This window comes from Chitinophaga sp. Cy-1792, from assembly GCF_011752935.1.
Lineage (GTDB): Bacteria > Bacteroidota > Bacteroidia > Chitinophagales > Chitinophagaceae > Chitinophaga.
The window spans coordinates 3,077,541-3,097,635 of record NZ_VWWO01000001.1 but is presented as its reverse complement, the minus strand read 5'-3'; the positions used below and the strand labels follow the sequence as shown (position 1 = coordinate 3,097,635).

Annotated in this window: 19 protein-coding genes; 1 reads left to right on the top strand and 18 read right to left on the bottom strand. The window is 44.7% G+C overall.

Translation table 11 applies throughout. The features are described 5' to 3' along the window. Positions 1–116: 116 nt before the first annotated feature. The gene (locus F3J22_RS12610) at positions 117–2,510 is read left to right on the top strand and encodes a glycoside hydrolase family 31 protein (RefSeq protein ID WP_167017636.1); all 2,394 of its coding nucleotides are present in this window, start codon (positions 117–119) and stop codon (positions 2,508–2,510) included. Between the two features lie 748 nt (positions 2,511–3,258). On the opposite strand, the gene F3J22_RS12605 is transcribed toward F3J22_RS12610, so the two are convergent. From F3J22_RS12605 to F3J22_RS30850, 18 genes are all read right to left on the bottom strand, one after another. Then, entirely contained in the window at positions 3,259–3,876 is a 618-nt protein-coding gene (locus tag F3J22_RS12605) for a toxin-antitoxin system YwqK family antitoxin (RefSeq protein ID WP_167017634.1), read from the bottom strand. Between the two features lie 93 nt (positions 3,877–3,969). Continuing rightward, the gene (locus tag F3J22_RS12600; RefSeq protein WP_167017632.1) at positions 3,970–4,872 is read right to left on the bottom strand and encodes a DUF4382 domain-containing protein; all 903 of its coding nucleotides are present in this window, start codon (positions 4,870–4,872) and stop codon (positions 3,970–3,972) included. A 233-nt stretch (positions 4,873–5,105) separates the two neighbouring features. Then, positions 5,106–7,052 carry a 1,4-alpha-glucan branching protein GlgB gene (glgB, locus tag F3J22_RS12595; protein WP_167017629.1) on the bottom strand — a complete coding sequence of 649 codons (1,947 nt, stop codon included), beginning with the start codon at positions 7,050–7,052 and terminating at the stop codon, positions 5,106–5,108. A 221-nt stretch (positions 7,053–7,273) separates the two neighbouring features. After that, entirely contained in the window at positions 7,274–9,055 is a 1,782-nt protein-coding gene (locus F3J22_RS12590; protein WP_167017627.1) for a DEAD/DEAH box helicase, read from the bottom strand. A 138-nt stretch (positions 9,056–9,193) separates the two neighbouring features. Continuing rightward, entirely contained in the window at positions 9,194–10,501 is a 1,308-nt protein-coding gene (rimO, locus tag F3J22_RS12585; RefSeq protein ID WP_167017625.1) for a 30S ribosomal protein S12 methylthiotransferase RimO, read from the bottom strand. Positions 10,502–10,722: 221 nt separating this feature from the next. Next, on the bottom strand, positions 10,723–11,601 hold the full coding sequence (locus tag F3J22_RS12580) for a cupin-like domain-containing protein (RefSeq protein ID WP_167017622.1): 879 nt from the start codon (positions 11,599–11,601) through the stop codon (positions 10,723–10,725). A gap of 246 nt (positions 11,602–11,847) precedes the next feature. Continuing rightward, positions 11,848–12,810, bottom strand: coding sequence for a signal recognition particle-docking protein FtsY (gene ftsY, locus F3J22_RS12575; RefSeq protein WP_167017620.1), 963 nt, complete (start codon positions 12,808–12,810; stop codon positions 11,848–11,850). A 386-nt stretch (positions 12,811–13,196) separates the two neighbouring features. Next, a complete protein-coding gene (locus tag F3J22_RS12570; RefSeq protein WP_167017618.1) occupies positions 13,197–13,370 on the bottom strand; it encodes a DUF4295 family protein in 174 nt (57 codons plus the stop codon). Between the two features lie 74 nt (positions 13,371–13,444). Then, a complete protein-coding gene (rpmG, locus tag F3J22_RS12565) occupies positions 13,445–13,627 on the bottom strand; it encodes a 50S ribosomal protein L33 (protein WP_167017616.1) in 183 nt (60 codons plus the stop codon). Positions 13,628–13,656: 29 nt separating this feature from the next. Continuing rightward, entirely contained in the window at positions 13,657–13,893 is a 237-nt protein-coding gene (gene rpmB, locus F3J22_RS12560; RefSeq protein ID WP_073086206.1) for a 50S ribosomal protein L28, read from the bottom strand. A 193-nt stretch (positions 13,894–14,086) separates the two neighbouring features. Next, complete coding sequence (locus F3J22_RS12555) at positions 14,087–14,674, bottom strand: carboxymuconolactone decarboxylase family protein (protein WP_167017614.1); 588 nt, start codon at positions 14,672–14,674, stop codon at positions 14,087–14,089. Positions 14,675–14,767: 93 nt separating this feature from the next. Next, positions 14,768–15,319, bottom strand: a complete 552-nt coding sequence (locus tag F3J22_RS12550) for a peroxiredoxin (RefSeq protein WP_167017612.1) — start codon at positions 15,317–15,319, stop codon at positions 14,768–14,770. Positions 15,320–15,739: 420 nt separating this feature from the next. Then, positions 15,740–16,645 carry a serine hydrolase gene (locus F3J22_RS12545; RefSeq protein WP_167017610.1) on the bottom strand — a complete coding sequence of 302 codons (906 nt, stop codon included), beginning with the start codon at positions 16,643–16,645 and terminating at the stop codon, positions 15,740–15,742. Between the two features lie 46 nt (positions 16,646–16,691). Continuing rightward, the gene (gene bshB1, locus F3J22_RS12540; RefSeq protein ID WP_167017608.1) at positions 16,692–17,420 is read right to left on the bottom strand and encodes a bacillithiol biosynthesis deacetylase BshB1; all 729 of its coding nucleotides are present in this window, start codon (positions 17,418–17,420) and stop codon (positions 16,692–16,694) included. Positions 17,421–17,450: 30 nt separating this feature from the next. Next, a complete protein-coding gene (locus tag F3J22_RS12535; protein ID WP_167017606.1) occupies positions 17,451–17,945 on the bottom strand; it encodes a hypothetical protein in 495 nt (164 codons plus the stop codon). Between the two features lie 32 nt (positions 17,946–17,977). Then, positions 17,978–18,601 carry a DUF4294 domain-containing protein gene (locus F3J22_RS12530; protein WP_240155041.1) on the bottom strand — a complete coding sequence of 208 codons (624 nt, stop codon included), beginning with the start codon at positions 18,599–18,601 and terminating at the stop codon, positions 17,978–17,980. A 59-nt stretch (positions 18,602–18,660) separates the two neighbouring features. Next, on the bottom strand, positions 18,661–19,674 hold the full coding sequence (locus F3J22_RS12525) for a carboxylesterase (protein ID WP_167017604.1): 1,014 nt from the start codon (positions 19,672–19,674) through the stop codon (positions 18,661–18,663). Between the two features lie 154 nt (positions 19,675–19,828). Then, entirely contained in the window at positions 19,829–20,071 is a 243-nt protein-coding gene (locus F3J22_RS30850; RefSeq protein ID WP_205195197.1) for a helix-turn-helix transcriptional regulator, read from the bottom strand. Positions 20,072–20,095: the final 24 nt, after the last annotated feature.

The following is a 20,095-nucleotide window of genomic DNA, read 5'->3' as shown; positions in this document are numbered from 1 at the left end:
AATTGAATATTTTTTATCGTAAACGCCGGAATATACATTCTAAACGCAAAGCCGTAAACCACAATTTTTTTTGTGTAATTTAAGCCCGGGAAATCCAACATATTGAATTAGAGTTTATGCAAGTCGAAACCTCATCCAGCAAATATTCTGAAAAACATTACCCGGACGCGGTCAGGTCCTGGAAAAAAGAAGGTAACTATTTTTCTTTTTATACTTCTGAAACCATTCTCGAAATACGGGTTATCTCCGATAAGATCATCCGCTTCCGGTACGCTTCAGATGGCACCTTTCAACGGGATTTCTCCTACGCTACCAGCGACACACTGGAAGAATCCCCTATCGCTTTTGGCATCCGTGAGTTTGACGAAAACTTCGAAATATATACCAACTGTATCAAGGTATTGATTGCCAGAGATAACCTGCGCATTACCATCACCGACCTGGATGGAAAAGTGATCAACCAGGACGAAATGGGCTTTCACTGGCAGCACTATCTCCAGAAAGGCGGCAAAATCGTTTACTGCAGTAAGCTCATCCCGGAAGGTGAAGTATTCTACGGCCTCGGCGATAAGCCTACTGACCTCAACCTTCGCGGCAAGCGACTGGAAAATTACGGCACCGATGCCTATGGCTACCAGAAGGATACGGACCCGCTTTACCGCAATATCCCATTCTATTACGGGCTGCACAACAATATCGGCTACGGTATTTTCTTCGATAATACCTTCCGTACCATTTTCGACTTCGGAAAAGAAAGAGATAACGTTTGCAGCTTCTGGGCCAGGGGCGGTGAGATGAACTACTATTTCATCTACGGGCCTGAACTGATGGAAGTGGCAGAAGCATATACCCGCATTACCGGCACGCCGGAACTCCCGCCAATGTGGGCATTGGGCTATCATCAATGCCGCTGGTCGTACTACCCGGAAAAACGCGTCCGGGAAATCGCTGCCGAATTCCGTCAACGCCAGATCCCCTGCGACGTAATCTACCTGGATATCGACTACATGGACGGCTTCCGCTGCTTTACCTGGAACAACGAGTACTTCCCCGATCCGGCTAAAATGATCGCCGATCTGGAGTCACAAGGTTTTAAAGTGGTAGTCATCATAGACCCGGGCATAAAAGTAGATCCGGAATATAATATCTATCTGGAAGGTCTTAAAAACAACTACTTCTGTAAACGCGCCGATGGCGCACTCATGGAAGGAGACGTATGGCCTGGCAAATGTGTGTTCCCCGACTTCACCAACCCTGAAGTCCGCGACTGGTGGGCCAGCTTATTCAAGGGCCTGGCTGAAACTGGCGTCCGTGGCGTATGGAACGATATGAACGAACCTGCCGTATTTGAAATGGGCAGCTTCCCCGAAGATGTACGCCATGATTATGATGGAGAAGAAGTCAGCCACAGAAAAGCACATAACATCTACGGGCACCTGATGAGTAAATCTACCGCAGCAGGATTAAAAAAATACCTGATGCCCAACCGTCCGTTCGTGATTACCCGCTCCGCCTATGCAGGTGCACAGCGCTGGTCATCCGTATGGACCGGCGACAATGTTTCCAGCTGGGAACATCTATGGCTGGCTGCTGTTCAGTGTCAGCGACTGGCAGTTTCCGGATTGTCTTTCACTGGTAGTGATATCGGCGGCTTCATCGGGGAACCTGATGGCGAATTGTATACCCGCTGGATACAGCTGGCTACTTTCCACCCGTTGATGCGTACCCACAGTGCCAGCAACGAAACAGGCTTCAACCAGGAGCCATGGAGCTTCGGTGAAAAATATGAAGCCGTTACTAAAAAATTCATCAGCCTGAGATATCAGCTGCTGCCATATTTCTATACCACATTCTGGCAGTACGCACAAAATGGCACGCCTATGATCAGGCCACTGGCTTTTGTTGCACAGGATGAGCCTGATACATGGAACTGCTCACATGAGTTTATGTTCGGCGACAGCCTGCTGATCAGTTTTGTGAATGAGGCCAACATGCAGGAAAAGGATGTTTATCTACCAAAAGGAAAATGGTATTCCTACTGGAACGACCAGTTGTATACCGGCGGACAACATGTAACCGTGCCTACGCCGCTGGAAGAAATGCCTCTGTTCGCAAAAGCCGGCAGCGTAATCTCTTCTTACCCGCTGATGCAGTATACCAGCCAGCATCAGCCGGAAGAAATGATCCTCGATATCTATTACGGCGAAGAAGTGACGAAGAGCACGCTTTATGAAGATGCAGGTGATCATTACGGCTATAAAAACGGACAATACAATATCATCCGATTTAAACAGCTGTCCGACCCAACACAGTTCTTCCTGAAGAAAAAGTATTTCGTAAACTACCAGACCTCCTATAACCGTTACCGTATCCGGGTACACGGACTGCCATTTGCTGCCGGAACTATCCTCGCAGATGGAAAGGTAATCCAGCCGGAACTGAGTACTATGGCTAATGTGACGGAGTTCTTTACCGATAAGGGATTTGAAAATATTATTATCAGACCCTGATAATAGCAATTTTTATAGTAGTTCTTTCGAGAGATTTTGATCGTGAAGGAGCAAAAGGTTTTTTAAAAAGCAGGCACAATAGATAGATATCTAATGCCCTTTGTCCTAACCTATGCCAACTTTAGAGATTCAAAATTAAAGCGTCATTTAGACACTTCAAAATTCATTGCCGGAAAACGGCCATAATGAACAAAATGAACAGCATTACCTGCTGTTCATTTTGTTCATACCTCCCAAACCAGCGTCCACACTGGATTACAAAGAAAAAATCAATTTTGCATACAGCCACATCCAGGCAAATACTATACTGCTTTGCGTTATAGGTTTATCTTATCATTCGAAACATCCATAAAAAAACAAACTCCCCTTTTCAGGAGAGTTTACCGGCGAAATACTTTGCCAGCCATCAGGATTAGCATCCCAATAGTGTTAATAATATATAGATAGGAAACAAATAGACATTAATGCACAAAAGATCAGGAAAATAAAGACTGCTCTAAACATCAATTCAATTTTGTCTACACTAAACTCATATTGATTCATTTCTGCGTGACGCTTCGCGTGGTGTAAAATCAGGCTTTTCATACAAACAATTTAATAGGATAATGGAATCAGGAAATACAAAAAACAACTGTATTTCAATAGGTTGATATAGCTTAATACCCGGATAAATTGAAAGTACAACAAAAAAAGCTGAAATGGACAAATCTTTTTGTTCATTTTAGCTTATAGGTTGTTCATTTTCTGTTTAGTGCTTTTTCTTGCCGTTAACAGCATCTTCATGTGGCAAATGCGACACCGGCGCCTTCGGCGTTACAGCTGCAGGAATAGAATCATTATCGCCCGCTTCCGCCGCTGAGATCTCCTCTCCTAAACTATAATACTGCTTGGTCATCTTACCGGAATCTTCATCATAAACCTTCCAGAGGCCCTGTCGTACCGGATTACCTTCCCGCACTATTTCCATTGGCTTCTCGGCACCAGTATCCAGGTCTACAACAAAAATCGTATCCTTCTGCCCGGGAATTTCCGATGATACAATCATTCCTTCCGCACTTCTTTTCCCATCAGGATAGAAATATTTGCAATAACCATTCAATGCATTGTTTTTATAGGTTTCCTCCGCCAGCAGAATGCCGCCATGGGTACTTTTGGTCCATTTTCCTTCCTTTCTGTCATTTTTATAGACCCCTTCCCAGGTAAATCCGGGCTCTCCCCTGATCTCTCCCACTTCTTCCATCCATAATCCCTGCTTCCTTCCCTTCTCATCTTTCTGGTTATGCTTGGGAACCTTATAAACCAATTGCTGGGCAAAAGCTCCGGTAGCCAGACATAGCAGCGTGCAAACAAATAATAACCGACGCATAAAATAGTTTTTCACAAGTTAAAGAAAAGATATATATATTAACAAAAAAGCCTCTCCCGGTTATGGGGAGAGGCTTTTTTGATAAATGTTGCGTTACTGTTTGCTAAGTTTGATCTGGCCCAGTGGGGTATCCTGGCCTTTACCCACGCTCACGTTTGTGATAGTGGTATCCTTGTAAGGTGCAGACGCATTGATGAATACATTCCAGTTGCCTGGTTTCAATCCGCGCACTTTGAAAGAACCATCATTCCATGGCAGTGCATAAAGGGTGTCGTTGTTGTTATCGTATACGGAGATAACAGGGTAAGCATCCATCGGGGTAACGCGACCTGACAGACTGCCCATTTTCAGGATAGTGAATACGTTAATGAACGGACTCAGAATAAATTTACCATCTCTGGTTTTGATAATAGAACGTTGTACGTCAAAATCCAGCCATAACTGAAGGTTACTGCTGCTGAGCTGATCCCATTCGGTATGTCTTACACGGATGATGATCTTGCTCTGGCCTGTAAGGGAAGTTACAGGATAGGTAACACCGTTTTTAACCAATGAATTGTTACTACCGATAGTGATGCGGATACGTTCCATAGTACCTTTGTGAACATTACCTCCGGCAAGCAGGGTATCTGTACCGTTACGCAGGGTCAACAGGTCGTAAACACCTGGATGAATGGCCAGCGAATCCCAAACCTGGCAACTGTCTGTTTTTTTGCCAAGGTCATTATCCCAGCCGCAACGATCGCGATCGTTCCAGCTTTCGTTACCAAGATTTCCGCAGGTGTCTACCAGCACTTCCACTTTGCGGATATCCAGATTTACCTTGTCAAAATAACCAGGATCGTCCGAAAGGAAGAGATTTACTTTCTGCTGATTAGCAGTGGGCTGGGGCTGGCTAGAAGTGGAGTTATCCTTGTTACATGCTGTGAAAAATATGGCTCCTGCTGTAACAAGCACTGCAAATACTAACCCGGCTTTACGGAGATAGTTCTTCATAAATAAATGGTTTTAAATCAATAAAAATTATGGATGCAAAAACTTGGTTGAAAAATTCTGATTAGTTGACAACTGGCCTGTCTGTCTACCTTTGGGGGCACTCTCTTTCTGATCACCGCAATTTTCGGCCCGCTTAAATAGATTGTTAAAATTCCTCAGGGTTTAAAACGGCAAAAAAAATGGCTCACCTGGGTAAGGTAAGCCATTATATAACTCCAAAAACGATCAGTTTATTATCTGCCAGGCGCCGAATAACGAAGTATCGCTGCACCCAGCGGCGGAAGTCTTAAACTAATGGTATATTCCTTACCATTATAAGTCTGCTTTGTTGCTTCCACTGTGCCGGTATTCACCACATTACTGCCATAATAGGCAGCAGCGTCACTGTTAAGTACTTCGTTCCAGTTGCCGGGAACAGGCACGCCAATAAGATAATTCTCCCTCGGCACCGGCGTCATATTCAACGCCACCATCAACATATCATCCGGCTTCACGCCTTTTCTTATATATACCAGCACACAATTATCATAATCATTCACGGTGATCCATTCAAATGTTGCACCATCAAATTGCTGCTCATACAAGGCAGTGGAACTGGTATATAAGTGATTCAATGCTTTTACATAGGCCTTCAATCCTTCATGGGGCCTGAATTTCAGCAGATGCCAGTCCAGCTCGGTTTTATAACTCCATTCGGACGTCTGACCAAATTCATCTCCCATAAATAATAATTTCGTACCCGGGTGCGTAAACATATAACTGTACATCAAACGCAGGTTGGCAAATTTCTGCCAGTCATCTCCCGGCATCTTGTATAACATAGGAGATTTTCCATGTACTACCTCATCATGACTGAGCGGCAGCATGAAGTTTTCGCTGAAGGCATATACCAGACTGAAGGTAAGGTCATTCTGGTACCACTTCCTGTATACCGGGTCTTTTTTGAAATAATCCAGGGTATCGTTCATCCATCCCATCATCCACTTCATACCAAAACCTAATCCACCGAGGAAGGTAGGTCGGGAAACACCATAGAAAGAAGTCGATTCCTCAGCAATGGTCTGTACATCCGGAAACAGGGCATATACCGTTTCGTTCAGTTTTTTTACAAAGCTGATAGCTTCCAGGTTTTCATTACCGCCATGCTCGTTAGGCTCCCAGCCACCACGCTCCCTGCTATAATCCAGGTGAATCATTGAGGCAACAGCGTCTACCCGCAGACCATCTGCATGGTATTTGTCGAGCCAGTAAACGGCATTGCTCAACAGGAAAGAGCGCACTTCACTTCTGGCATAGTTAAAAATATAACTGTTCCAGTCCGGATGATATCCTTTACGCATATCCGCATATTCATAGGTATGCGAGCCATCGAAACGGAACAGACCGTGGGCATCGTAAGGAAAGTGTGAGGGTACCCAGTCCAGGATCACACCAATGCCTGCCTGGTGCAGTGTATCTACCATTTCCATAAACTGCTGTGGTGTACCATAGCGGGAAGTAGGTGCGTAATAACCTGTCAGCTGATATCCCCAGGAACCATCGAAAGGATGTTCCATTACCGGCATGAATTCCACATGCGTGAAGCCCATTTCCTTTACATAGGGTACCAGCATACGGGTAATCTCCGGGTAGGAATAAAATTTTTCTTCATTCAGAGGATCTGGTTTGCGCCAGGAACCCAGATGCAGTTCATATACACTAAAAGGTCGTTTGAGCGAGTTATGTTTTTTTCGTTCTTCCATCCAGGATTTATCTTTCCATTGATAATCCAGTGAATGAACAACAGAAGCTGTTTTGGGCCTTACTTCCCACATGGTGGCGTAGGGGTCTCCCTTAAACAGTTCTTCACCACTATTGGAGCGTATGAAATATTTATAGAGGTTGCCATTACCGATATCGGGGATAAAGCCTTCCCATATGCCGGAGCTGTCCCAGCGTGGTAAAAGGGTATGACTGTATCTGTCCCACTCATTAAAATCTCCGGTTACGGATACATAGGCAGCATCAGGTGCCCATACGGCAAAATAAGTTCCCTGCATACCGTCGCAGGTAGCGGGTCGGGCACCAAACTTTTCGTACAGCCGGTAATGTGAACCAGCCTGAAATAATGCAATGTCTGCGGATGTAAAAAGGGAAAAGGGGATAACGGCCTGTTCTACGTTATAGGAATCTCCGGTCATAAGACTGCTGGTTGAATGTGGTATCAACCAAGATAGTTTAATTTTTGGGAAATTGACAAATAAAATTCTGTTGATCAGATATCTACTGCTATCTCACGGGAGTGGCTATATGAAAACAGATTTGCAGCCAGTAGCAGCCGCCGGCAGGACATCTGTTAAAACGAAAAAAGGGTCTCTCTGTTTAGTAGAGAGACCCTTTCCTATACTGTTTCAGGTATTGCTTAGTCTTTGGAGAATTTACGTTTGAACGGAGGTCTTCCACCGCCACCGGAGAATTCTCTTTTACCACGGCTTTCACCACCACGGCTTTCACCGTCGTTGTTCCAGCGTTTACGAGGGCCGCCTTCTTCTCTGCGACCACCGCCACCGCCGCCACCACGGCGCTTATCACCATCCTGCGACATTTCGATCCTTACAGAACGGCCATTGTATTCCACTTTCTTGAAGCTCTGGGTTACTTTATCAACCACATCATTTTCTACTTCGAAGAAGGAATAAACACCTTTCAGGTCGATACGACCGATTTTGTTACCGCGAACGCCGGTGTTATCGCAGAGATAACGCAGCATATCACCACGGTTGAAATCGTCTACAGAACCCAGGTTGATGAACAGACGGGTGAACTTACTGTTATCACGACGTCCGCCACGATCTTCACCGAACGTACGTTTTTCTTCTTTCACGTTCAGGTCAGCTGCATCCTGGTAGTATTCCAGGAACTGATTGAATTCCAGAGAAGCGAAACGTTTGATGAGTTCTTCTTTGGTCATATTGGCAAATTCTTCGTTGATACGCTCCAGGTATGGCTCGATCTGTTCTTCATTTACCACTACGTTATGTACTCTGTGAACGAGTCCGAAGAGTTGTTTTTCGCAAACTGCGAACCCATCAGGAACATCACCTTTGGTGAATTTCTTACCGATTACTCTTTCGATCTGACGGATTTTACCGATATCACGGCTGCTGATGATAGCGATGGAAGTACCGGATTTACCAGCTCTGGCGGTACGGCCGGAACGGTGAGTGTAGTTTTCCACGTCGTCAGGCAGTTCGTAGTTGATAACGTGCGTAACGTTGTCAACGTCGATACCACGGGCAGCAACGTCGGTAGCTACCAGTACCTGCAGGGCTCTTTCACGGAAGCGTTTCATCACCTTGTCACGCTGTTGCTGGGTAAGGTCGCCGTGGAGTGCATCTGCATTGTAACCATCTTTGATCAGTGATTCTGCAATTTCCTGAGATTCGATCTTGGTACGGGTGAAAACGATACCGAAGATATCCGGGTTGTAGTCAACCAGGCGTTTCAGGGCTGCATATTTTTCACGTGGGCGTACCACGTAGTATTCGTGTTCGATATTAGCGTTACCGCTGTTTTTATTACCTACGGTCAGTTCAAATGGATCTTCCATGTACTTCTGTGCGATACGACGCACTTCCTGTGGCATGGTAGCGGAGAACAACCAGGTAGTTTTTTCTTCAGGGGTGTTGGAGAGGATACTGTTGATATCTTCCTGGAATCCCATGTTCAGCATTTCATCAGCTTCATCCAGTACAGCATAGCGTACATTATCGAAGTTGATGGCACCACGGTCGATGATATCGAGTAAACGGCCCGGGGTCGCTACTACGATATGAACGCCCCTTTTCAGTTCGCGCAGTTGTTGAACAATGCTGGAACCACCATAAACAGCTACGATGCTAACATCGCCCAGGTGTTTGCTGAAGTTTTTCAGATCGTTGGTGATCTGAAGACAGAGCTCACGGGTAGGGCATAATACCAGACCCTGAGGTTTGTGCAGGTTTACATCAATTTGCTGAAGCAGCGGCAGGCCAAATGCTGCCGTTTTACCAGTGCCCGTCTGGGCAAGACCCACGAAGTCGCGGTCACCACTCAATAAAACGGGAATTGCTTTTTCCTGAATAGGGGTTGGAGCAACAAAGCCCAAGTCTGTAATTCCCTTTAAAATGGACTCTTTTAAGCCCAGTGATTCAAATGTTGTCATTGATTTACATTGATCCGGCTCCGTCGGGAGCCTTAGTAACAGTGCCCGTTTATTGCGGGGACTTTTGAAATATTTTTTCTGTTACTTCAGGCCTTTTGCCTGAAGCAAAGAGGCAACGCAGGTTTTTCAGCGCGCTGCTTACACCAGTTCTCCTTCGAGGTCGTAGTCAAATGCTTTCGTGATACGAACCTCCACGAAGTCGCCGGGTTTAAGGCGTTTGGTGGTATTTATTATCACTTCATTATCTACTTCCACAGAGTCAAATTCAGTGCGGGCTAGATACCTGCCGGACTCTTTCTTGTCTACGATTACTTTGAAGATCTTCCCAACCATTTCCTGGTTCTTTTCCAGGGAGATCTCCTGTTGCACAGCCATAATATCCTGTGCTCTTCTTTCTTTTTCCTCAGCCGGGATATTGTCTTCCAGTTCGTAGGCACTGGTACCTTCTTCATGGCTGTAGGTGAATACGCCTACACGGTCGAAGCGCATTCTTTCGAGGAAACTTTTGAGTTCTTCCACATCTTCCTCGGTTTCACCAGGGAAGCCGGCAATCAGTGTGGTACGCAGCGCAATGCCTGGTACTTTTTCACGGATAGCCTGAACGAGCTCTTCAATTTCTTCGCGGGTTATCTGGCGTTTCATGGCTTTCAGCATACCATTGGAGGCATGTTGTAAAGGCATATCCAGGTATTTGCAGATATTCGGAAACTCATTCATTACATCCAGCACTTCCAGCGGGAATTTGGTAGGATAAGCATAATGCAGACGTATCCATTCCAATCCTTCTACCTGTGCCAGTGCACGCATCAGATCACCTAGGCGACGCTTTTTGTAAAGGTCCAGACCGTAATAGGTCAGCTCCTGTGCAATCAGCATGATTTCCCTTACACCAGATTTAACCAGTTTCTCCGCTTCCGCAACCAGCTCTTCAATTGGTTTGGAAACGTGTTGTCCGCGCATCAGTGGAATAGCACAAAATGCACAGGTACGGTTACATCCTTCTGCAATTTTCAGGTAAGCATAATGGGAAGGAGTACTAAGTAAACGCTCTCCTATCAGCTCAGCCTTATAATCAGCATCAAATTTCTTGAGGATCAGCGGCAATTCCATTGTGCCGAACCACGCATCCACACCTGCGATCTCAGCTTCGAGATCACCACGGTAACGCTCGCTCAAACAGCCGGTAACATAAACTTTGTCCAGTTTACCTCTTTCTTTGAGTTCTACTTGTTCCAGGATGGTGTTGATGGATTCTTCCTTGGCTTTGTCGATAAAACCGCAGGTATTCACAACTACAATGTTGTGGTCTCTTTTTGTACTCTCATGTACAACGTCAATTTCGTTAGCAGCGAGCTGACCGCTCAATACTTCCGAATCAACCATGTTCTTGGAACAACCAAGCGTAATAATATTAACCTTGTCTTTCTTTAAAGTTTTCGTCTTCAAGGGCGAATGTTTTAGAGCATGCGGACCAGAATTTTCCTGTTCCGCTACCGCCACGAAGACACACAGACACTAACATAATAAAACAGCAGACTTACTGTACGTGACTTTGAGCCTTAGTGGGGGTTGAATTTGGAAGGTGCAAAGTTAACAAAAGAATTGTTAATTATGAAATTAAAGATAAACGATTGCAAGTCAATTTTTTACAACCGCTTTCCCGCGCTTCAGACTTCAATTAATTTTAATACTTTATTAGCCCTACCCTGTGCCAGTTCCCGCTTTTTATGGTACCACCACTGCGGTGCCAGCCTGATCAGTATGTTATTCATTCCTCTTAAACCTACGATATGATAGAGCCCGTTCAGCTTTCCCGCCAATGATTGGTCCAGTGCCCTTAAACTCATGGCAAATCCGCCATCCATATACTCCATATGATGCCAGTAACCGCCAGGCATGAAGAGTGTATCGCCATGCTCCAGGATAGTGGTATAACCACTCGCATAGTTCAGCGCAGGATATTCTGTCGTATTCAGCTGCTCATGCCAGTTAACAAAACTTGCAGCACTCTCTACCGTAAATGGCATACGGTAAATGTAGGGCGACTGGTCATTCTCCAGCAATAATACACGCTTACGGCCTACAAACTGTGTATGAAAAATATGGGAGAGATCGATATCATAATGCATATGCGCCACCGAACCTGCACCTCCTACAAACAACATCGGGTATTTTTTCAATAACCCTTTCGCATAAATATCCGGCCAGACGAAGTCTTGCGTAAGCTCCGGGGCATGCTGGAAAATGTTGAAGAGGAAAATTCTCAGGGCTACAGGTCCTTTCTGGATCATATCCAGGTAATCGCCGAATTTAATGTAGTCATCGGCGCCGTTAACGGGGGTATTGGCATCAGCACGTGTATTATTATATACACCTACTGTTTTATCACCTACGATAGACTTGAAATAATCCCAGGTCCATTTGTCCTTTGCTATCCAATCGTTACTTATTCCTGTTATTACAACAGGTTTCCTGGGTTCATAGTAGTGCTTTCTGAAGTCTTCCGGCGTGATCTTATCAACTCGATCTATGCTTTTTATATTCATAATCGCGAATTGTAATTAATTGTTCCAAAAAAACGACAACTCTAATTTAATGAATGGCAGGGTTACGAAGCAGCTAAACTAGTCAGTAAGAAATTATTGGGATTGGTACTAACCAGCAGGCAACAATTAAGCTATTGCGAATATAACGTATTTGTTTATCTGCTGATTAGTAGAATACCACTTAAAGTAAATATTTAAGCAGATTATTATTCAAATAATGAGATAGATTTTATAATCTTATAGGTCTCAGTCATTTGCGCTAAACAGAGAATCTACGAAGGCATTTTTATCGAATACCTGCAAATCTTCCATTTTTTCGCCGATGCCGATATATTTTACCGGGATTTTGAACTGATTGGCAATGGCCAGTACAACGCCACCTTTGGCAGTACCATCTAATTTGGTAATGGCGAGGGAAGTTACTTCAGTGGCAGCGGTAAACTGACGGGCCTGTTCAACGGCATTTTGTCCGGTGGAACCATCCAGCACCAGCAATACTTCATGCGGTGCATCCGGTATTACCTTTTTCATTACGCGCTTGATTTTACTCAGCTCGTCCATGAGGTGGAGTTTGTTATGCAGTCGGCCGGCAGTATCAATAATAATTACGTCTACATCCTTGGCTGCACCGCTCTGTACGGTATCGAATGCAACAGCACCCGGATCGGAACCCATGGCCTGTTTCACGATAGGCACCCCTACTCTTTCACTCCAGATAGTCAGCTGATCTACCGCTGCTGCGCGGAAGGTATCAGCAGCGCCGAGGAGTACAGATTTACCTGCTTTCTTAAAGTTATAGGCGAGTTTACCGATGGTAGTAGTTTTACCTACACCATTCACGCCTACCACCATAATAACATAAGGTTTTTTACCGGCAGGAACATCAAAATCGCGGAAGCCGCTATCAGGTGCATCTACCAGCAATGCTGCAATTTCTTCTTGCAGTAAACGGTTCAATTCACTGGTTCCCAAGTATTTATCTTTAGCAACGCGTTGCTCAATTCTGTCAATGATTTTTACGGTCGTATCAACACCAACGTCAGCAGAAACGAGGGCATCTTCAAGGTTATCCAATACTTCGGTATCAACAGTAGACTTACCAGCAATAGCACGGCCGATCCTGGAGAGGAAACTTTCTTTTGTTTTCTGGAGGCCCTGGTCCAGGCTTTCCTTTTTCTCTCTGGAAAATAGATTTTTGAAAAAGCTCATATTAGTTATAATAGGTCTGTAATGCAGTTCCTGTCATTTTTGCAATTCAAACAGGTCGCTAAATTACGGGTTTTTCCCGGTTTCTTCTTGTGCAAAGATTACGCCAGCAGGGTTTTTCTAGCAAAATGGCAGTGGGGATGACGCCTGCGGCGCTTGCCTCACGCAAAGCAGCATAAGGAGCTAAGCAGCAAAGACCCACAATTTCTTGTTTGCACAACTTCAATATTGTTTCTGCAAACACTACTATCTGCAAAGGAAAACAGCAAAACATAATCCTTTGCTGCTTTGCTTCTTTGCGAGAAAAAGAAAAAGTCTCGAAGGCGCATAGAAACACAAAAAGCCGTCCCAAGAGGGACAGCTTTTTTAGTATGATTAGTAAAGCCGAATTACTTTGCGTTGATGTGTTCCTGCACTTTATCTTTGTGCACGATAGCCTCTTTGAAAGTATAAGCACCAGTTTTAGGAGAACGCACTGCTTTCACCACTTTGGTCCAAACTTTCGCGTCAGCTGCTGCTTTTAAATCCTTTACTTTCGAGTTCTTTGAAGCTGCTTTTGCCATGGTATTATATTGTTTTTATGGACTAATGGTTATATGGCTGGTATGCAAAACAACCATCAACCATCAACAATTAACTATTTAATTTCTTTGTGTACAGTCACCTTTCTCATGATAGGGTTGTACTTTTTCAGCTCCAGACGTTCAGGAGTGTTTTTCTTATTTTTTACAGAGATGTAGCGGGAAGTACCTGCGAGACCTGAGTTTTTATGCTCAGTGCATTCCAGGATTACCTGCACTCTATTACCTTTTTTTGCCATTTTGTATACAAATTAAGTGAGTCCACGAATTAGATTTCCTGACCAGCTGCACGCAATTCCTTCACTACTGCATACAAACCTCTTTTATTGATGGTTCTTAAACCGTCAGCAGATACTTTCAAAGATATCCATTTGTCTTCTTCCGCCAGGAAAAAACGTTTTTTCTGCAGGTTAGGCAGAAACCTTCTCTTTGTCTTGATATTGGAGAAGGAAACATGGTGACCTGTAATCGGCTTCTTTCCTGTCACCTGACATACTCTTGCCATGATTCTTAAAATTTAGGAATGCAAAAGTCGAATTTTTATGTGGATTTTGCAAATATAATTACATGAATTTATTAACAAATTCGAAAATTCATGATTATAATGGCAGCGCCAACACGAAAAACAACTACGCAAATGATTAATAATCAATTTTTTATGGAGCAAATTTTCATCTGTCCCCCGATTCAAATATTTATTATAATAATACAATCAGACTCTTCAGCACAGCTCCAAGTCTGACAGCATCCAAAACACGCTGTGGTTCAGTACCATGCTTCACCACCGCTTCTTCATGCGAAGTTACACACATTTCACAACCATTCAGCGCAGAAATCACCAGGCTTAACAGCTCGAAAAACTCTTTCCCCAGCACAGGGTTAGCCATAATACTCATACGGATACCTGCAGAGGTGGCCGTATAAAACTCCTTATTTACAAAATGTCTGAAACGATAGTACACGTTATTGGCACTCATCAGCGAAGTACAGCTGATCGCTTCTGCTATCTCCTTCTCACTCGCACCTTCTGCTGCTGCCATTCGCGCAAATGAAGCCTCTAAAGCCGCATTTCTCTCGTTTACCGCAACAGACAGACCTATCAGATAGGCTTCCTTCTTGCTCAGAGACGCAGCTCCCAGCGAATTGGTTACGTTAATTTTCAGATCCTTCAGGTAACGGGCATCTGCATTCACTAAAGCCTGCAGCTTTTCTGATACCGGCTGCTCTGCTAAACCAACAGCTTCTAACAATTGAATAGCGGTATCCTGATTTGTTGTTGCGAACATATATGTTTTGTGTATTCTGTTAAAACCTGGGGAAACAGACCATGCTACCGCATTTCCTGTTTCCCCGCTTTATTGTAATGTAATTATTGCCGATTAAGCGAGGGTAGCTTCACCTTTCTGCCAGTTGCAAGGGCACAGCTCATCTGTTTGCAGTGCATCCAGTACACGCAGTACTTCTTTCACGCTACGACCTACAGACAGATCGTACAGAGATACCCAACGAACAATACCTTGTGGATCTACAATGTAAGTAGCACGGTATGCAACTTTTTCGTTTGCTTCCAGAATACCCAGCTCTTCTGCCAGAGATTTAGAAGTATCAGCCAGCATTGGGAACTGCAGACCACGCAGATCTTCGTGATCTCTTCTCCATGCAGCATGTACGAACTCACTGTCAGTTGAAGCACCAATCAGTACCGCATCACGGTCAGCGAAATCCTGTGCATGTTTGTTGAATTCAGCAATCTCGGTAGGACAAACAAAAGTAAAATCTTTAGGCCACCAGAACATCACCATCCATTTGCCAGAAGCTTTCAGTTCTTCAGAAGACAGTTCGTAAAATTCTTTACCCTTTTCGATAGAAACTACAGCCGTTTTTTTGAACTCAGGAAATTCTGACCCAACGGATAAGATAACATTTTTCATAATTCTATTTCGATTTTTGATTTGCAGATTATAGCGATTGTATTTTTTCCGGGCGCAAAGATCACTTTACATTCATTATTAATCAAATAGATTTTAAAAATGTGACATAGAGATTGCTTATATATTAGGCTTTCCAACCTATAACAGCTAGTTTCCTCCTGCTTTTCTCCTATAAACAAAAAAATAACCTCCCGAATAACATTATTATGGGATTTCTGTAACTTTTTGGCACGTTATTTAGTTATATAATCGGACTTAATTAAAATTAGCATGGAAATGAAAAAGAAATATTTTGTACTCGTTGTTCTTACGATTGGACTTGCCCTGATTCCGTTTATCAAAAACAGTATCATAAAACAAGATGAATTCGACGCTACCAGAGATCTGTTCATCTAATGTTTAGCGGGTCCCGTTGTACTTTCAGAACTTCCCCACGCCGGGGTCAGGCTTCCATTTGCTATTAGGTTCGTAGTGCTTCCAAATCGCATAACCCACCCTTCTCAGTAACTGCCAGGCTTCATTATCCCGGTTCCAGCTTTGATCTGCATTATTCTTTGTTGCAATGCAGTATACATAATCGCCGTGAGGTGCATTTACCATAATGACCTCCGACCTGGATTCATCCACCGCCCCATTCTTAGACGCTGTTCTGACATTCTCCGGGACCTGCAATAATCCCTGCCCATCCCAGTAATTGCGCGTTAAATTCCTGTACATACGCTCGCTACTATTCTTATCAATCACGACTCCCCTGTAAATCATCTCCATTAACCTCGCCATCTCATAAGGTGTTGTCTGCCCCCAGCCATACTGCTTCCTGTTGACTTCCCTTCCCGGTGTTCTTGAATTCACCCGCAACTGCTTGAAACCATTGGCCTCCAGCCAGCTGTTAATGGTCAATCCTCCTCCTGCCAACCCCTGTAACCATAAACTCGCAGTATTATCACTCATCGTCAGCATCAGCATCAATACTTTATCCAGGTAGATCTTTTCTCCATTCTTAAAAGAACCCAGGATATCCTCCCCGGCATACAAGAGGGAATCTTTGTAAATCAGCTCCTGGTTATATTTCAATTCTCCCGCTGCTATCTTATTAAATATCCCTGCCTGGATCGTGGTTTTGATCATACTGGCAGTAGGAAACAGCGTATCAGCATCAATCGCGACTATTTTATTTTTTTTCAGATGATGTACATAGATGCCCACCTGGCCATGGAAATCCTTTAACATCGGTGCCAGTATGGCTTCCAGTTTTTTATCTGTTTTCTGGGAAAAGGCTGCTACGAAAAGCAGGCAGCAAATGAGGGTGGTGGCTAATCGTTTCATAGGGATAAGATAAAAAAAATCCCCCGCGGTTGCGAGGGATTATATATCAGGTAACTTCATTGATCAGGTCTGCAAAGTTTCGTATGCCTATCTTTTTGGCAGTGGTATAACCTTCGGCATACTCTACTCCTACCATTTTTCCGAGCATTCTGGCGCGGTAGATCACGCTGTCGAAGAAGCCCGAAGAGGAGATGTAGGTTTGTGGCTCATTATCCTTCGGCGCCAGGAACTGGGAGCTGAAAGCCTTGATGGCGTCCAGTTTGCGTTCCATCACCGGGCTGATATCCAATACGAAATCAGGCTCGTGATACCTGTCCTGCAGGAAATGAAATACCTGCTTAGGTCGCCAGGCGGCCTGCTCTTCTCCGTTGAACTGTGTACTGATTTTACGCAGTCCTGCCAGAAAACAGCTATCTGCAATCAGTTTGGCAGCGCGGCCATGGTCGGGATGGCGGTCGTCGATGGCGTTGGCCAGCACTATTTCAGGCTGATATTTCCTGATGGCGGTGATGATCGCCATTTGCTCCATCGTGTCGTTACGGAAGAAGCCATCGGCCAATCCTAAATTTTCACGTACTTCCAGTCCCATTATGCGTCCGGCGGCTTCTGCTTCCAGTACCCTGCCTTCCGGCGTGCCACGGGTACCCAGTTCACCGCGGGTAAGGTCTACCACACCGGTTTTCATACCTTTGGCTGCATGCATCATCAGTGTCCCGGAACACCCCAGCTCCACATCGTCGGGGTGCACCGCTATTGCGAGTATATCCAGTTTCATGTGCTAAAAATTGTGACGCAAAGATACGGATCAATCTTCTGTACTGAGAATGGCAACACCTGCTTTCTTGCCAGTAAGATGGTATTTATCTTCCAGCTCTTTACTGCTAAGGATTTGCAGCGACTGAAACGTACGCCTGTCGACGGTAAATAACCTGGCCTCATCCGTGGGCGTAACTATTTTGTCATTGACAATATATACCAGGTTGCTGTCCAGCGGCTGCACCCTGCGCAGACTGTCGTACGACGGCGACGATGTCCGTAGTAACTGGTCCACCCTTTTCCGTGCGAAAGGTTTGGTTTCTATATATACCACTCCGTTCTCCGCCTGGTTACCATACAGCAGTACGGCTTTCCTTCCTTTGGCAATGGTGATCAACCCTATCTGATCTGGTGTAAAATTGTTGGCGGCTGAAGAAGAAACTCTTACTGAATCAACTACATATACAGGATCATCATCTGCTTCCTGTGCAAATAAAGCAGTGGGTAACAATAAGATCGCAATAAAAAATAATTTAAATCTCATGCAGACGAAGATAGGGAAACTATTCGTGCGGGTTAGTTAAAGGCGCGATAATGTTGGTACATCTCCAGCTCCTGGACGATGACTTCAATGTCTTTATCTTCCTGTTTATCGTAATCGCTTTTGAGGTTCCCCCCGAAGAAGAATGCCACGGTTTGCCATACACGGGCATTAAAGCCGCCTTTCAGCTCTTTAATGATCTCAAAGCAGTTTTGTCCTGTTTCGCGGTCTATCAGCTTCATCAGCACCTTACCCTGGTAAACGGAGAGGTTGGTGAGCTTATCCCCAAACTGGGCCTTGAGTTCTTTTTCCTTGCTGGCCAGGTAGGCTTTTCTGGCGCGGCCATTCGGTAATTTTGCCAGCTCGATGTTTACATCTTTGAGGATACGGGCAGCAGATTTGGCGTATGGATAGGTAACATATACGGCGTTGCGTAATCTTGTCCAGCGTTCTCTTTCTTTCCGCAGGGCTTTGGGCAACTTATCAACTACATCAAAAATGGCCAGTGTAATAACCGGTATAGTATCGGTACCTACTACCACTGCGTGCAATGCGATACTGTCTGCGCCATGGGGCTGCTGCGCTGCAGCACGGTTGCTACAGAGTAAACTACCCACTATCAGGGAAAGGAATAAAACGATTTTTTTCAGCGGACGCATATGCAATAAACGCTCCTTACTATCGGAATGTTACCACAAGTTAAACAAAGATTTGAGATTTAATACATACCTCCCAAAGGTCTCATATGCAAGGTGTGTATGGCAAAGCTATCCATTACTTCTTCCACCCTCGGTACTGCCTTGCTGGTCAGGTTACTGCCCAGCACATGGGCGCCTGCCCCCGGAATCGGCACCGCTATTTTCTGATCAGCTGGTGTACCAAGATCGCGGTTCATGGCCAGGATAGCGGATACCTTCACGGTGGGGTCCTGGTGGTCTTTATCTTTATAATAATACATGGTAAGTGATGGCTGGTGCACTTGCTCAAAAGTAGACGGCAGCATGGTCGTTTCCAGCAGTTCTTCGAGCTGTACCACGGCTTCGAGGCGATAGGTATTATTCCAGTACTGATGATGCACGGTATTGGTATCCTTTCCTACCCGGTAGTTTCCTTTGGAGATAAGGCGTGCCAGCTGCAATCCCCAGTGGTCATTCGCCAGGAAGGCATATTTATCATTGATGGCAATATTGGGCGACATATTCAGCAGCGCATATACATCGTTCGGGAATTTTGCTGCCAGTCGCAGCGCGAGGGTACCACCGGTGGAGGTACTCATGATAATTACTTTTTCACCCAGCGCCTTTCCGATGCTTAATGCTTTACAGGCATCATTCCAGAGGCCTTCGGCGGTCATATGCAGGAGCGGGTCCTGAGAAACGAGACCATGTTCGTTCAGGCGTGACAGGTAGAGGTTGCAGCCAAACTTTTTCGCGAAATCGCGGTGTACCGGATTTCCTTCTTCCTGGCTACCGGAAAAGCCATGGAGATACACAATGGCGTATGGTGTTTTATGATGGAGACTGTCTGCCCATACAATGCGGGCTTCATTATCCGGCTTAACAGGTAATGAATCTTCGCCGGCACGTATGTACGCATCCAGTGCATCCGGCTGTAGCGGCACTGCCGGCAATATATTTCTATAAACCGGTTCTGGTGGTTTTGGACCCAACAGGAACAGGATAAACAGGGAGGATACAATTATTAAAAAAATACGAAACCATCTACGTTTCATAATCAGGGTTTTGGAAGATAAATTTAGGAAGATATAGTGATCAAAAATCGCATAAAAAAATGGTGCCGGATAATTATCCGGCACCATTTAATCATTTATTAATGCCTTAAAACTTACAGATGGACATTGTCAACCATCTTTCTAAATTACTAAATTATTTAGTTTTATTATCAGGCCAGGTTATCCGGTAAAGATCAGATACCTGCACACCCAGTGCAAAGGCAATACGGATAATGGTAGTAAATTCAACATTTGTCTTTCCCCTTTCAATCTTGGACAAATCGCCCTCAGCTATGCCAGTTGCAACTTCGAGTTCCAACAAGGTAAGCCCCATTGCTTTGCGGCGCCTGCGGATTGCTTCGCCTAAATTTACCAGTATGATAGTTTTATAGTCCACGATCCAAAATGCCTGAACCGCGAC